A 14,327-nucleotide genomic window follows, 5' to 3' on the forward strand; every position below is an offset into this window, starting at 1 on the left:
TGACCTCTCCAGCGGAGAGGTCAGAACTCCAGGGTGACTTCCACCTCGTCGCCTTCGGCCAGCCGCTCGGCGCGCCGGACGCTGGCCTTCACCGGCAGCAGCCAGCCCCCGTCCGCCTTGCTAGGAAAGACGGATGTGGCGAAGGCCGTATCGCCGATCCGAGCCTTCACTTTCAGCGATCCGAACCCGCGCGAAACGCCTTCCAGCTTGCGCATCAGCGCGGTGCCGGAAAGCGTTTCTCCCGCCGCGCCGTCGATGGTGAGGAAATGCCAGGTGCCGTTGTTCGCCCCGCCGGTCCAGCGCCAGAGGCGGCCGGTATGAGTGACCTGTTCGGCTCTCATTTCACCTCGCGGACCGGCACGGGAACGTTGCACACATCGGCGCCCCCGGCGGGCTGGATATAGAAATCGTCCTTCCGGTTGGCCCGCTTGCCGACATAGGCCGCAAAGCTGGCGCTTTCGGTCGACAGATATTCGTACCCCGGCAGGCCCGAAACCTCATTGCCCATCCGCACCGAGACGATCCCGATTCGCTGCGCCGGATTCTCGTAGAAGCCGAGAGCCCCGGTCCCCCGTGGCAGGGCGGAGAGGTTTTCGATCCCCTCGATTACGCGCCCGACGATCGCGACATTGCGATCAAGCTGTCGCGGCGCATGGCCGATCACGGCGTAAAGTTCCGCCCCGGTCCCGGCGTCGGGCGAAAGATTGCGACCGACGCCGACATATCCGTAGCAATGGATGGGCCAGACGGCGCTTGCGGACTTGGCATAGGGCCAGCCGCCACGGAACGAGGTGACGGCGGCATAATTGTCGCGGATGGCGAGTGGACCGGGCTTCGCAGCATATTTCGCGGCCACGGGCTTGTCGGAAACCGCGTAATCGCCATCGGTCATCACTTTCAGTCCGCCCGGCAGCGGCTTGGCCTTCTTCGCATCCTCGCCATCGGGATCGCCCCACTGGACGACGTAATTGTCCTGCACCCGCACCACGGCGATCCCGTCATACCAGCGCGCAGCAACCAGCTTGCGGATATTCTCCACCCACCCTTGCGAGAACGGGGCGGAGATGAGCTGAATCACCACGCGGCGCGGCTTTCCGGCGGCATCGGGCGCAAGGTCCATCACCATCAGATCGTGCGGGGCGATCCACACCCAATCCGCGGCCGGCGCACTGGCGACGATTTCACTCGGCGTGGAGAGCGTTTTGGCCTCTTCGGCTAGCAAAGGGGCGGAAAAACTGGCGGAAAGCACGGAGGCCAAAAGGAATTTGCGCATTCTTGTGTGATGGCACGCTGCGAACGCTTGCGAAAGCCTTTCGCGCACGCTAGGGCGCGCGTCTCCAGTGCATGCGGAGCGGTGGCCGAGTGGTCGAAGGCGCTCGCCTGGAAAGTGAGTATACGTCAAAAGCGTATCGAGGGTTCGAATCCCTCCCGCTCCGCCAACTGCCATCTGGTAGTCCACCATTGTGATCCATTCAAAATGACAAGTATGGATGCGTTGAAGCGGTCATATATTTTTGAAGTTTAGACTGTCGCATTTCTATGTATCGTGGCTTGATGAAGCCATTGATCTTAGGAATGGGGCCAAGTCGATCGCACCCTTCGGACGCATGGCACCCTGAGGCGCTTTCAACAGCTAATCTTTCTAGTCTGATTATGGGTTCGCCTACGGATTGGGCTGAAGTAGAGCGTTATTTCGATGCTTTTGACCTCAACAAGCGTTGGTATTGGGTCGAGGGAGCGGGGGATTCCATTCACCCCCGAGAGGCTGAAGCGACATTAAAGGTTTTGATCGCAGGCTGTGAGTTGGATCGTGTCCCGGGAGGTGGTGTAGCTGAGGGTTGAGGTGGTCACCGTGATTTTCGGATAGGTTTGGGTTGCGAAACTCGAACCTGACGGAAGGAATCACGATGACCGATCCGATGATGCACCTGCGTTCGCTGGTAGAGAAGACCCCGGACGCGGATATTCTACGCGAGATGATCTCGTTTGCCGCCGAGCGGCTGATGGAGATGGAAGTCGGCAACCTGACTGGCGCTGGCTACGGCGAGAAGTCTCCCGACCGGCTTGTTCAGCGCAACGGGCACCGCGAGCGCGACTGGCAGACGCGGGCCGGCACTGTCGAGCTGCGGATCCCAAAGTTGCGCAAAGGCAGCTACTTTCCCGTTTTCCTCGAACCACGTCGGATGGCGGAGCGGGCGCTGACTGCGGTGATCCAGGAGGCCTACATCCAGGGCATTTCCACCCGCTCAGTGGACGATCTGGTCAAAGCGCTTGGCATGGACGGCATCTCCAAGAGCCAAGTGAGCCGCCTATGTGAGGAGCTCGACGAGCGCGTGCATACCTTCCTGGACCGCCCGATCGAAGGGGATTGGCCGTACCTTTGGATCGACGCAACCTACGTGAAGGTTCGGCAGAATGGGCGGATCGTCTCGGTGGCGGTGATCGTCGCGGTAGGCGTGAACAGCGACGGTCGCCGCGAAGTGCTGGGCATGGACATCGGCGCCTCGGAAGCCGAGCCTTTCTGGACCGCCTTCCTGCGCAAGTTGACGCGCCGAGGACTGCGCGGCGTCAAGCTGGTCATCTCCGACGCGCACGAAGGCATCAAGGCAGCCGTCTCCAAACTGCTCTGTGCCACGTGGCAGCGCTGCCGGGTTCACTTCATGCGCAATGCGCTGGCTCATGCCGGTAAAAGCGGCCGCAGGGTTGTCTCCGCCTTCATCGCCACCGCCTTCGCTCAGGAAACACCCGAGGCCGCCAGCCAGCAATGGCGTGCCGTGGCCGATCAGGTGCGACCCAAACTGCCCAAACTGGCAAACCTGATGGATGAAGCCGAACCCGATGTGCTGGCCTACATGACCTTCCCGCGCGAGCATCGCGCCAAATTACACAGCACAAACCCCATCGAGCGCCTCAACGGCGAAATCAAACGCCGCACGGATGTCGTCGGCATCTTCCCCAATGAGGCTGCCATCACCCGACTCATCGGCGCTATCCTCATGGAACAGTCAGACGAATGGGCCGTCCAGCGTGCCCGCTATATGACCCTTGAAACCATGGCGCCGGTCAGCGACAATCCAATCACCATGCTCTCAGCAGTCCCAGGAGCATGAACGGCCCAGACGGATGCCGAAATGCGCGGCGCCTCGGCTTCAGCTACACCACGCCCCGGGACACAGTCACATCTCCGCAGGGGTGATCTGTTCGGAGCCTTTGGTTTCCTCAAGCGCGTTAACGCGTAGCAGGAGATTGGGGATGCCGGTGAATCCGAAGCGAATTGTTTCCTCGCCCCAACGTTCTTTCATTGTCGACATTAGCTTTCTCCTTCTGGAGGACTTGTCTGTCCCCTAGAAAGCAGACATTAAATTCCGAGTTGATGACAAATTGTGAATAGATACGGTCAAAGGGTCCTCGATTTAAGATCGGGGTGGACGCCTATGTCCTCCTAACAAGACATATAAGGGCTAAGCCATAACACATTGTGGTCGGATTTTTAAAAATGGATTTTTGATAAATTGATGGATAATGAATAAAAGGCCGATGTCTTTGGTAGGTTGATTTCCTCCGGGCAGAAAGGCGGCTTCCATGCTTCAACTCTCAGCAGACGCTCTAGGTTTGGTCGGCTTGTTGGGTGGAGTATCTTCATTCGTCACCGCGATTGCAGCACTTGTTTGGGCCTGCCGCCGTGACCCGCGAACACCGACATAAGATTCGTAGAGGGCAAACGTTAAGCGCGCGATGCTGGGGCATCGCGCGCTTTATTCATGATCATATGGCTGGAAATCTCGCTGATTTCCCGAGGGATCAGGCGTCCGGGCAGGGGCGGGTGGCTTTGCAGGTCTCGACCCACTGGATCACATCCTCGCGGCGCTTGCCGGTGAGCGGCATGCGGGGCATGCGGACGCGTTCGGTGCCACGGCCCATGATCGTTTCGGCCAGCTTGATCGACTGCACGAGGTCATGCTCGGCATCGAGGTGGAGCAGCGGCATGAACCAGCGGTAGATCGCGCGGGCTTCCTCGATATTGCCTTCGTTGAAGGCGGCGATCAGGCGCACCGATTCACGCGGGAAGGCGCTGGTGAGGCCCGAGACCCAGCCGCTCGCGCCCAGCATCATGCCTTCCAGCGCCACGTCGTCGAGGCCGGCCATGACCGAGTAGCGGTCACCGAAACGGTTGATCAGGTCGGTGAAGCGGCGGGTGTCGGGCGCGCTTTCCTTGACTGCGACGATGTTCGGCACGTCGGCCAGCGCTTCCAGCGCTTCGGCGCTGACGTTGACGCGGTAGGCCGGCGGGTTGTTGTAGAGCATGATCGGCAGCGAGGTCGCCTCGGCCACGGTGCGGAAGTGGGCGACCAGTTCCTCGGTGGTGGGCACATAGACCATCGCCGGCAGCAGCATCAGCGCGTCCACGCCGATCTTTTCGGCATCCTTGGCATAGGCCACGGCGCGTTCGGTGGTGAATTCGGAAACGCCCGCCACCAGCGGCACGCGCGCGCCCACGGCTTCCACCGCGCCGGCCAGGATCGTGCGCTTCTCATCGCCTTCCAGCGAGTTGTTCTCACCGCAGGTGCCGAGCAGGATCAGGCCATCGACGCCGTCGTCGACGAGGGCGGTCTGGACGGCCTGCGTGGCATCGTGATCGACCGAGTAGTCCGGCGCAAACTGCGTGGTTGCTGCGGGGTAGACCCCGGTCCAGAGCGTCTTGGTCGAAGGCATCTTGCAGTGTTCCTGAAAATTGACTGGATCATTCGTATACGATATAAGATTCATCTCGGCAATGGGTTTCTGGGCCTCCTCGGAAGTGCTAGCGCCGACTTTCAATATGGACAGGAGTTAACGGTGACACAGGGTAATGCAGGCGGTATCGGGGGGTCGAATGCGGCCGAGCAGCTGGCGCAAATCCGCCCTTGGGCCGATCCTGCCCCGGCGATCACGTTGGAAGAGCGCATGGCCCGCATCGAGAAGGCGCGCCGCCTGACGCGCGACATCGGTGCCGAGGCGCTGCTGATCACCGCAGGCGCCAGCCTCAACTATTTCGCCGGCCTTGCCTGGAGCGAATCCGAGCGTCTGGTGGCGATGCTGCTGCCGGTGGACGGCGCGCCGATCCTGATCGCGCCGCGCTTCGAACTGGGCACGCTGGAAGCGGGCCTGCTGATCGAGGCCGATTTCCGCCTTTGGGAAGAGGACGAGAGCCCGACGGCGCTGCTGGCCGCCGCGCTGCGTGAGAAGGGCGTCTCGCGCCTCGCGATCGATCCGGCCATGAGTTACCTCTTCGTCGACCGCATCGCCAAGGATGCGCCTTCTGCCACGCTCGTTTCGGGCGCGCCGGTGATCGATGGATGCCGCATGTTCAAGTCGGCCGCCGAGCTGGCGCTGATGCAGCAGGCCAAGTCGATGACGCTGGAAGTGCACCGCCGCGCTGCCAGCATTCTGCGCCCCGGCATCCGGGCGAGCGAAGTCGCCCGCTTTATCGATGAGGCCCACCGCGCCATCGGGGCCCCCGGCGGCAATGCCTTCGTGATCGTCCAGTTCGGCCTCGCCAGCGCCTATCCGCACGGCCTCCCCGGGGACCGCGAGTTGCAAGAGGGTGAGATCGTGCTGATCGATACCGGCTGCCGCGTCGCCGGCTATCACTCGGATATTACCCGCACGTACGTCTTCGGTCAGGCGAACGACGAACAGCGCGCGATCTGGGAACTGGAGCGCACGGCGCAGCAGGCCGCCTTCGATGCGGTCGAGCCGGGCAAGGCTTGCGAACTGGTCGACTATGCGGCGCGCGCGGTGCTGGAAAAGGCGGGTCTGGGGCCGGATTACAAGCTGCCCGGTCTGCCGCATCGCACCGGTCATGGCATCGGCCTGTCGATCCATGAGCCGGCCTATCTGGTGCGTGGCGACAAGACGCCGCTGGCGCCGGGCATGTGCTTCTCGAACGAGCCGATGATCGTCGTTCCCGATCGTTTCGGCGTGCGTCTGGAGGATCACTTCTATGTGACCGACAGCGGTGCGAAGTGGTTCACGGAGCCTCAGCCTTCGATCGATCGGCCGTTCGGTTGAACTGAACGTAGCTAATCAGCCACCAAACCTCGTCATCCCCGCGAAGGCGGGGATCCCGCTTTTCTTGGTGCGCTTGGCGAAGGAAAGCGGGGCCCCCGCCTTCGCGGGGGCGACGGAGTGAGTTTGGTAAGGGCGGTTTGAAACGAGAGCGTTGGAACGGGCGCGTGCTATGCTCCCCCGCCTCAACCCCTTAAACCTTGAAAATAAACGGAGGGGGCGGTCGTTGCCGCCCCCTCCTTGCGACCCGTGGGCTCGTCAGATCCGGCGGGCGATCTTTGCCGCCCGTCTCTGGATCGTCAGGACTCCTCGTCGGGATAGGGACCCTTGCCGCCTTCGGCGATGAACTGGTCGATGCGGGCGGTCAGGATCGGCAGCGGCACCGATCCGAGGGCCAGCACGGTATCGTGGAAGGCGCGGATGTTGAACTTGGGGCCTAGCGCGGCTTCGGCCTTGCGGCGGCCCTGCATGATCGTCATTTCGCCGAGGTAGTAGGCCAGCGCCTGACCCGGCCATGCGATGTAGCGGTCTACCTCGGTTTCGATCTCGTGGTTGGACAGCGCGGTGTTGTCGTGCAGGTACTGCTGCGCCTGCTCGCGCGTCCAGCCATAGTGGTGCACGCCGGTATCGACGACGAGGCGCGCCGCGCGCCAGGCCTGATAGCTGAGCATCCCGAACTTCTCGTAAGGCGTCTGGTAGATGCCCATGTCGGTGCCGAGGCGCTCGGTATAGAGCGCCCAGCCTTCGCCAAATGCGGAGATATAGGTTTCGCGGCGGAAGTCCGGCTGGTCCTTGTTCTCAGCCGCGATCGGCATCTGGAAGGCGTGGCCGGGGGCGGATTCGTGCAGCGTCAGCGCCGGCAGTGAATAGAGCGGGCGGCTGGGCAGGTCGTAGGTGTTGACGAGGTAGACGCCCGGGCCGCCGCGACCGGCGGTGTAGAACGGGGCGATATCGTCGGGCACCGGGATGATGCCGAAGCGCTGGCGCGGCAGGTGGCCGATGAAGCGGCCGATCTTGCGGTCCACTTCCTTGGCGGTCCAGGCCGCGCGGTCGAGCAGTTCCTGCGGCGTCTTCACGTAGAACTGCGGATCGGTGCGCAGGAACTGGAGGAAGGCGGGCAGATCGCCGTCGAACTTCGCCTCCTTCATGGTTTCCAGCATTTCCGCACGGATCTTGGCCATTTCCGACAGGCCGATCTCGTGGATCTGCTCCGGCGTCATGTCGGTCGTCGCGTATTCCTTGATGACCGAGCGGTAATAGGCCTTGCCGTCGGGCAGGCCCTCGGCCGCCAATGCTTTCCGCGCGCCGGGGATATAGGTGCCGCGAACGAAGGCCAGCAGGTCCTTGTGCGCCGGGATCACCGACTCGTTGATCGCCTTGAGCCCGGCCGCGCGCAGTTCGGTCTGCGTGGCGGCAGGGATCGTCGCCGGCATGGTCTTGAACGGTTCGAAGTAGACGGTGTCCTCCGCCGCCTTGCCCGCGACCGAGGCGATCGATTCGTCGCGGCCCTTCAGCGTCACCTGCGGCGCGGTGAACCCGCGCGCGAGGCCGGCCTTCATATTGGCGGTCTGGTCGCTGAAATAACGCGGAAATTCGTTCATCAGCGCGATGTAGCGGCGGTATTCCTCCTCGGTGGAGAAAGTACGGCGGCCCATGCTGGCCAGATTGCTCCAGAAGCTGGTGTCCGAATTGACCGGCTTTTCCCACTCGTGAAACTTCTGCTGGGCGATCAGCACGTCGATCTGGTTGATGTAGACCTGCTGGTCCACGCGCACGGCGGGGGAGAGTTGCTCTGCCGGAATCGCGGCGACCTGCTTGCGAACGTCCTGCCAGTAGGCGAGGCGCATGGCCTGTGCCTTGGGCGTGACGTCCGGCATGTGCGCGCGCAGCTTGCCCGGACCGTCGTCCTCATCGTCGCCCTGCTGTTCCTTGCGCCAGGCCCATTCCTTGTCGGTAATGGCCTTGAACTGCGCGTCGGCTGCGGTGGATACCTCGCCCGCGCCAGCGTCTACAGCGGCGGCATGAACAGGAAGTGCTACGCCTGCCAGCAGGAGGGCAGCCGCGGCGCGAGACGCGAACTTGGACAACTCGACCCTCCGGGTTTCGTCTATCTTATGCGAGTATACGGTATTTTATGCGGCGGCCGTGTAGCAGAGGAGGGCAGGCTGTGGGAGAGAAAAAATTGTAATAGCGCGTTATTACTGCACGCGAATTGCCCGCCCAAAGCCACAAGGGACTTGGAGCGGAATGATTTTCTGCGGGTGCGGATGATTGTAATCGGGCCGGAAGTCTTCCCACGTCCGGCCGAATTACATGCTAGAGCAGTCGACCCGACTGCGTCGGATCGACTGCTCTAAGTTTCTGGTTTGGCGCATTTTCCGAGTCATCAGGTGATTCCACCTGATTAGAAAATGCTCTAGTCGGCGATGCCGCCGATCCAGCTTCGGCGCACGGCAAGCTCCGCATCCAGCAGTACCAGATCGGCGCGCAGGCCGGGGGCGATGGCGCCGGTTTCACCCTGCAGGCCCAGGAAACGGGCCGGCGTGGCCGAGGCCATGGCGAGTGCATCGGCGAGCGGGATGCCGGTCTGCGTCAGGACTTGGCGGACCGCCGCGTCCATCGTCAGCGTCGAACCGGCGATCACCCCGTCCTCGCCCAGCAGTTTGTCGCCCACCCGGCGGATGCGGCGGCCTTGCAAGGTGAATTCGGGATCCTCGGTGCCGACGCTGGGCATGGCGTCGGTGACCAGCATCAGCCGCTGCGGCCCCTTGGCACGCACGGCGATGCGCACGGTGGCGGGGTGGAGGTGGTGGCCGTCGACGATGAGGCCCGCGTAGGTCGCATCGTCTTCCAGCGCGGCGCCGACCATGCCGGGCGCGCGGTTCACCAGTTGCGACATGGCGTTGAACAAGTGGGTGAAGCCGGTGATGCCGGCATCGATCATGGCGCGCACTGTGTCATAGGGCGCGTCCGAGTGGCCGGCGGCAACGATCACGCCCTGCCCGGTCAGCCATTCGACCTGATTGGGCGTGGCGCTTTCGGGCGAGAGGGTGACGAGCGTGCGGCCGTGCTTGGCGGATGCCAGCAGTTCGAGGAAGGAATCCTCAAGCCGGCGCAGCTTGGCGCCGTCATGGATGCCGCGCCGGGCGGGGTCGAGGAACGGGCCTTCGATATGGAGGCCCAGCACGCCGGGGACGCCAGCCTCGATCGCCTTATCGGTGGCGCGGATCGCGGCTTCGACGACGGTGAGGTCGTCGCTGATGATCGTCGGCAGCAGGCCGGTGGTGCCGAAGCGGCGGTGCGTTTCGGCGATCACGCGGATCGTCTCTACCGAGGGATCGTCGTTGAACAGCCGGCCGCCGCCGCCGTTGACCTGGGTATCGATGAAGCCGGGCACCAGCGTGCCGCCGCCGAGATCGACGATCTCTGCATTGGCCGGGATGCCCGAGCTGACGCCAGCGATGCGGCCATCCTCGATCAGGACGCACAGGCCCTCGCGCAGGCCCACGGGAAGGGCGACGCGGGCATTGACGAGCGCCTGTCGGGTCATACGGTGCGGGTCACTTTCGCAAGGTGCGGCGGGCTGTCGGGATCGCGGCCGCGCGCGACCGAAAGGGCGTTGGCAAGGCGGTAGAAGCTTTGCACCGCCAGCACCGGCTGCAGCATCGGATGGGCGGAGAGCGTGGGCAGGGTGATCCCCGGCACTTCGCCAATGCCCGCGCCGATCACGGTGGCGCCGCGCTCGGCAAACATCGGGGCAAGGGCGGCGACGCTCTCGTTCGATTCGTCGTCCTGACCCAGCAGGATCACCGGGAAACCGTTCTCGACGATGGCCATGGGGCCGTGGCGCACCTCGGCGGCGCTGAAAGCCTCGGCATGAAAGCCGCAGGTTTCCTTAATCTTCAGCGCCATCTCCTGCGCCACGCCAAAGGCCGGGCCGCGCGCGACGACGAAGAGGCTGCGCGCTTCGCGCAGCGGTTCGAGTGCCGAGGTCCAGTCGAGCGACCACGCCTGTGCCAGCAGTGCGGGCAGGCCATCCAGCGCGGCGGCGAGTTCGGCGTCATCGCTCCACGCGGCGATCAGGTCGAGAACCCCGGCGACGCTGGTGATGTAGGACTTGGTTGCCGCTACCGAGCGTTCCGGACCGGCGCAGAGCGGCAGCAGCACTTCGGCATCGGTGGCGAGCGGCGAGGCTTCATCGTTGACCAGCGAAACCAGGCGTGCACCGCCTTCGCGGGCATGTTCGGCAGCCGCGATCAGGTCGGGGCTGCGGCCGGACTGCGAGATGGCGATCATCAGCGTATCGGCATAGTCGGGCGGCGAATCGTAGACCGAACTGACCGAGGGCGCGACCGAGGTGGTCAGCAGGCGCAGCTGGGTTTCCACCAGATAACGGGCCAGCGTGGCGGCATTGTCCGAACTGCCGCGCGCCAGCGTCGCCACCGCGCGGGGCGGGGCGGTGCGCAGGCTTTCGGCCAGCACGGCAAGGGCAGGGGCATTGTGCGCACGCTGGCGGGCAACGGCCTCGGCCGCCTCAGCCGCTTCGGCAAACATCAAAGTGGTTTCGGGATTCTGGATCATGGTCCTGCAATCAGGCCGGAGGCACATTGAGTTCGGCGACGAAGTCATAGGCGTCGCCACGGTACCAGGACTTGGTGAACTCCACCGTTCGGCCATCGGCATTGTAGCCGCGGCGTTCGATGGCAAGGCCGGGTGAATTCTTCGGGATCTTCAGCAGCGCGGCCTGCTCGTCGGTGAACAGCACCGCGCGGAACCGCTGCAGCACGCGCACCGGGCGATCATCGCCGAGGGCATCGTAGAGCGAATCCTCGACCGCTTCGGGCGAGGGTAGCGAGGAGGCTGGCACCGTTGCCGATTCCAGCGCCATCGAAATGCCGTCGGCATAACGGATGCGGGTGAACCGATAGACCGAGCTGCCCGGGCTCAACCCCAGCGCCATCGCTTCTTCGGGCGAGACCACCGATTCCGCGCGCGACAGCCATTCGCTGTGCGGCGCCCGGCCGCGCGAAATCATGTCTTCGGTGAAGGAGGAGATCGCTGCGAAGTTCTTTTCGACACGGGCGGCCACGAACGTGCCGGCGCCCTGACGGCGGGTGAGCATGCGCGCTTCCACCAGCCCGTCCAGCGCCTTGCGGACGGTTACGCGCGACAGGTTGTAGGCGGCGGCAAGGTCGCGCTCCGGCGGCAGCGCTTCGTCTGCGGAGAGCACCTGCCGCTCGATCGCGTCGCGCAAAAGGCGCTGGAATTGCCGGTACAGCGGGGCGGTATCCCCTTCTGGAAGCTGGCCGACGCGATCAACGAACATGGGTGTGGTCTCCATCCAATGACCATTCTCATAGGGCAACGATCAATGCCATTTCAATACCAAAAATCATGAAATTTATGCAAAGACGATTTTTGGTATTGCATTATTGCTACCAATGCGCGTTAAATCCATGACAGAAATGTTTCGAAGGGCGCTCGAACGCCCTCGGGGTACAGGAGGACGTGCATTGGTTTCCATTTGGTATGGCTCCAATGCGGTCAACATGAAGGGGTAGCAAGATGAGCAAAGGTTCAATCTTCGGGGGTACCGTAAGTCTTCTCGCTCTGGCCATGGCAACGCCGGCTTTCGCGCAGGACACATCAGCCACATCGTCCGATGCCGACAAGGCCGGCGAAATCATCGTCAGCGGCATTCGTGCCTCGCTTGAAGCCTCGCTCGATGCGAAGCGTTCCAGCGACATCGTTTCGGAAGTCATCACCGCGCAGGACATCGGCAAGTTTCCGGACAAGAACGTTGCCGACTCGCTGGGCCGCCTGACCGGTGTGAACGTCGTTACCGGTTCGGCCGCCGCCGGCGGCTTCGGTGAAAACCAGTCGGTCTCGATCCGCGGTACCGATCCCACGCTCAACCTCACCCTGCTCGACGGCCACTCGGTCGCCACCGGCGACTGGTTCGTGCTCGACCAGACCTCCGGCGGCCGCAGCTTCGACTTCAGCCTGCTGCCGTCGGAAATCGTCGGCCAGCTGGAAGTGTTCAAGTCTTCGGAAGCGGATATTGTCGAAGGCGGCATCGGCGGCACCATCAATCTGAAGAGCCGCCGCCCGTTCGACCTGAAGGCCAACAGCTTCAGCCTGACCGCGCAGATGAACTACAACGATCTGGCCGGCAAGTGGAAGCCGCAGGTTTCCGGGCTCTACAGCTGGAAGAACGATGAAGAGACCTTCGGCGTCCTCGTCTCCGGCTTCTATCAGGAACGCGCCTTCCGCCGCGATGGCATGGAATTCCTGGGCTATGGCAACTATGACGATTTCAACGGCACGGGTGAAACCGTGGCCGCGCCGACGCTGATCGGCCAGTCCTACTTCCGCCAGAAGCGCGTGCGCAAGGGCGGCACGATCGCCGTCGAGTTCAAGCCGACCGATACGTTGGAGATCAACGCGAACGCCATCTACACCCGGATGGACGCGGACAATATCAACGTGAACTCGATGGCCTGGGTCAGCCGTCTGCTCACCAACAATTCCACGCCCGGCACCGACGGCTATGCACTGGCAAGCGCCACGGTGAAGGACGGCTACCTGACGCAGGCCGCGTGGAATGCCACCACCGCCGATGGTTCGGCCGTGCAGGGCCGCGTGCAGGACGATATCTTCCGCAAGTCCTACTCCTCCACCTGGGTTGCCAACCTTGAGGCGAAGTGGCAGCCGACCGATCGCCTGAACGTGACCGGCCAGGTGGGCTACACCGAAGGCAAGGGCGTCACCAAGGACAGCTTCGCCTGGGAAACCTACTGGGATACCGGCATGGGCTACAACTTCGCCGGCAAGGGCGCGGTGCTCAGCTATCCGGGCCTGCCCACCGATCCGACCTCGGCTGACTATCTCAACAACTATTACAGCTGGTCGTGGGGCGCCAAGATCAAGTCGCCCGACAAGGAGTTCTACGGCAACCTCGACGCCGAGTACGACATCGGCAGCAGCTTCCTGAAGTCGATCAAGGTCGGCGCGCGCATCACCAACCACAAGCGTGCGGTCAATGACTATGCCTATTCGTGGGCCGGCAACGGCGCCTATTCGGGCACCAAGCTGGTGGGTCTCGGCACCGTCTATGCCGGCGGTTCGACCCCGAGCGACTACCTTGACGGGCTGATCGACCTGCCCGGCTATACCCTGGCCGACCAGGGCCTGGTGCTCGACCAGCTCGACGGCACCAACGGCGGCCGCATGTTCGACTTCTATCCGCAGGCCAGCTTCTCGGTGAAGGAGAAGACCCAGGGCTTCTACGCGATGGCCAAGCTGGGTGACGACAGCAACTGGCGCGGCAACATTGGCCTGCGTGCGGTTCACACCGACCTGACCACCACGCAGTATTCGCCGAATGCGCCGGTGGCCGACACCATCACCGCCTTTTGCGCCACTTGCGGCAAGGTGCAGGTCGATCGCAGCTACTGGGACTTCCTGCCCAGCGCCAACCTGACCTACAACCTGCGCGAAGACCTGCTGCTGCGCGCCGGTGCGGCCAAGACGATGACCCGTCCGGGCTATGCCCAGCTTGCCGGTGCCTTCACCGTCAGCGACCTTGCCCTTACCGGCACGGCAGGCGGCAACCCCTACCTGAAGCCGACCCGCGCCTGGAACTTCAACCTTGCGGCCGAATGGTACTATGCCCCGCAGGCGCTGTTCTCGGTTACGCTGTTCTATCTGGACATCGACTCCTACGTCACCAGCGAGACCTCGACGGTTCATCTGGTCACCCAGCAGCATCCGAACGGTGCGGACTTCGAGATCACCCAGCCGATCAACGGCCAGGGCGGCAGGAACAAGGGCTTCGAAGTCAGCTGGCAGCAGCCGATCTGGGGCGGCTTCGGCGTCCAGGCCAACTACACCTACGCCAACGCCAAGAGCGACGATGGCGAAGTGATCGACGGCAATTCGAAGCACACCTACAACCTGACCGGTTACTTCGAAAACAAGCTGGTGTCGGCCCGTCTGGCCTATACTTTCCGTTCGAAGTTCCGTTCGGGCATCGATCGCGCGACGCCGATGTGGCAGGACAATTTCGGATCGCTCGACGGTTCGGTGACCGTCAACGTGACCGACTACGCCGCAATCACGGTGGATGCGCAGAACATGCTCAACCACAAGCTCTATTACTTCGTGGGCGATCCCTCGATCCCGCGTGCTTACTACAACAATGGCCGCACGTTCTGGATCGGTGGCAAGATTCACTTCTGATCTGGTCGCTTACGGGTCGCACAGAGGATAGACTGACA

Annotated in this window: 11 protein-coding genes and 1 tRNA gene; 4 read left to right on the forward strand and 8 right to left on the reverse strand. The window is 63.1% G+C overall.

Going from position 1 to position 14,327, the window contains the following annotated elements:
• Positions 1 to 20: 20 nt before the first annotated feature.
• Complete coding sequence (locus ACZ1JC_RS14060; protein WP_465136267.1) at positions 21 to 341, reverse strand: DUF1905 domain-containing protein; 321 nt, start codon at positions 339 to 341, stop codon at positions 21 to 23.
• Positions 338 to 1,273, reverse strand: coding sequence for a peptidylprolyl isomerase (locus ACZ1JC_RS14065; RefSeq protein ID WP_465136266.1), 936 nt, complete (start codon positions 1,271 to 1,273; stop codon positions 338 to 340). The genes ACZ1JC_RS14060 and ACZ1JC_RS14065 overlap by 4 nt, the downstream gene beginning before the upstream one ends.
• A 75-nt stretch (positions 1,274 to 1,348) precedes the next feature.
• Here ACZ1JC_RS14065 and ACZ1JC_RS14070 point away from each other — a divergent pair.
• Positions 1,349 to 1,439 (forward strand) — tRNA-Ser (locus ACZ1JC_RS14070).
• 468 nt (positions 1,440 to 1,907) lie between these two features.
• Positions 1,908 to 3,110, forward strand: coding sequence for an IS256 family transposase (locus ACZ1JC_RS14075; RefSeq protein ID WP_465135341.1), 1,203 nt, complete (start codon positions 1,908 to 1,910; stop codon positions 3,108 to 3,110).
• 66 nt (positions 3,111 to 3,176) lie between these two features.
• Here the strand turns inward: ACZ1JC_RS14075 and ACZ1JC_RS14080 are convergent, their stop codons facing one another.
• Positions 3,177 to 3,311: a hypothetical protein gene (locus tag ACZ1JC_RS14080; protein WP_465136265.1), complete on the reverse strand. Its 135-nt coding sequence runs from the start codon at positions 3,309 to 3,311 to the stop codon at positions 3,177 to 3,179.
• 490 nt (positions 3,312 to 3,801) lie between these two features.
• Positions 3,802 to 4,713 carry a dihydrodipicolinate synthase family protein gene (locus ACZ1JC_RS14085; protein WP_465136264.1) on the reverse strand — a complete coding sequence of 304 codons (912 nt, stop codon included), beginning with the start codon at positions 4,711 to 4,713 and terminating at the stop codon, positions 3,802 to 3,804.
• Positions 4,714 to 4,836: 123 nt separating this feature from the next.
• Between ACZ1JC_RS14085 and ACZ1JC_RS14090 the strand changes: the two genes are divergently transcribed.
• The gene (locus ACZ1JC_RS14090; RefSeq protein ID WP_465136263.1) at positions 4,837 to 6,051 is read left to right on the forward strand and encodes a M24 family metallopeptidase; all 1,215 of its coding nucleotides are present in this window, start codon (positions 4,837 to 4,839) and stop codon (positions 6,049 to 6,051) included.
• A 296-nt stretch (positions 6,052 to 6,347) separates the two neighbouring features.
• Here ACZ1JC_RS14090 and ACZ1JC_RS14095 read toward each other — a convergent pair whose 3' ends face one another.
• The 4 genes from ACZ1JC_RS14095 to ACZ1JC_RS14110 all read right to left on the reverse strand — a co-directional run bounded on the left by ACZ1JC_RS14095 (position 6,348) and on the right by ACZ1JC_RS14110 (position 11,374).
• Positions 6,348 to 8,135 carry a DUF885 domain-containing protein gene (locus ACZ1JC_RS14095; protein ID WP_465148400.1) on the reverse strand — a complete coding sequence of 596 codons (1,788 nt, stop codon included), beginning with the start codon at positions 8,133 to 8,135 and terminating at the stop codon, positions 6,348 to 6,350.
• Between the two features lie 329 nt (positions 8,136 to 8,464).
• Positions 8,465 to 9,598 (reverse strand): N-acetylglucosamine-6-phosphate deacetylase, encoded by a 1,134-nt coding sequence (nagA, locus tag ACZ1JC_RS14100; protein ID WP_465136262.1) that lies wholly within the window; start codon positions 9,596 to 9,598, stop codon positions 8,465 to 8,467.
• The gene (locus ACZ1JC_RS14105) at positions 9,595 to 10,629 is read right to left on the reverse strand and encodes an SIS domain-containing protein (protein ID WP_465136261.1); all 1,035 of its coding nucleotides are present in this window, start codon (positions 10,627 to 10,629) and stop codon (positions 9,595 to 9,597) included. The genes nagA and ACZ1JC_RS14105 overlap by 4 nt, the downstream gene beginning before the upstream one ends.
• A 10-nt stretch (positions 10,630 to 10,639) precedes the next feature.
• Positions 10,640 to 11,374 carry a GntR family transcriptional regulator gene (locus tag ACZ1JC_RS14110; protein ID WP_465136260.1) on the reverse strand — a complete coding sequence of 245 codons (735 nt, stop codon included), beginning with the start codon at positions 11,372 to 11,374 and terminating at the stop codon, positions 10,640 to 10,642.
• Between the two features lie 239 nt (positions 11,375 to 11,613).
• On the opposite strand from ACZ1JC_RS14110, the gene ACZ1JC_RS14115 reads away from it, so the two are divergent.
• Entirely contained in the window at positions 11,614 to 14,289 is a 2,676-nt protein-coding gene (locus tag ACZ1JC_RS14115; protein ID WP_465136259.1) for a TonB-dependent receptor, read from the forward strand.
• Positions 14,290 to 14,327 lie beyond the last annotated feature (38 nt).

This window comes from Sphingomonas sp. BL-S-28 (genome assembly GCF_055521515.1).

What these genes read in the sequence shown, in the direction of transcription:
- ACZ1JC_RS14060 (WP_465136267.1), bottom strand. Translation starts at nt 341, where the DNA reads ATGAGAGCCGAACAGGTCACTCATACCGGCCGCCTCTGGCGCTGGACC.
- ACZ1JC_RS14065 (WP_465136266.1), bottom strand. Translation starts at nt 1,273, where the DNA reads ATGCGCAAATTCCTTTTGGCCTCCGTGCTTTCCGCCAGTTTTTCCGCC.
- ACZ1JC_RS14075 (WP_465135341.1), top strand. Translation starts at nt 1,908, where the DNA reads ATGACCGATCCGATGATGCACCTGCGTTCGCTGGTAGAGAAGACCCCG.
- ACZ1JC_RS14080 (WP_465136265.1), bottom strand. Translation starts at nt 3,311, where the DNA reads ATGTCGACAATGAAAGAACGTTGGGGCGAGGAAACAATTCGCTTCGGA.
- ACZ1JC_RS14085 (WP_465136264.1), bottom strand. Translation starts at nt 4,713, where the DNA reads ATGCCTTCGACCAAGACGCTCTGGACCGGGGTCTACCCCGCAGCAACC.
- nagA (WP_465136262.1), bottom strand. Translation starts at nt 9,598, where the DNA reads ATGACCCGACAGGCGCTCGTCAATGCCCGCGTCGCCCTTCCCGTGGGC.
- ACZ1JC_RS14105 (WP_465136261.1), bottom strand. Translation starts at nt 10,629, where the DNA reads ATGATCCAGAATCCCGAAACCACTTTGATGTTTGCCGAAGCGGCTGAG.
- ACZ1JC_RS14110 (WP_465136260.1), bottom strand. Translation starts at nt 11,374, where the DNA reads ATGTTCGTTGATCGCGTCGGCCAGCTTCCAGAAGGGGATACCGCCCCG.
- ACZ1JC_RS14115 (WP_465136259.1), top strand. Translation starts at nt 11,614, where the DNA reads ATGAGCAAAGGTTCAATCTTCGGGGGTACCGTAAGTCTTCTCGCTCTG.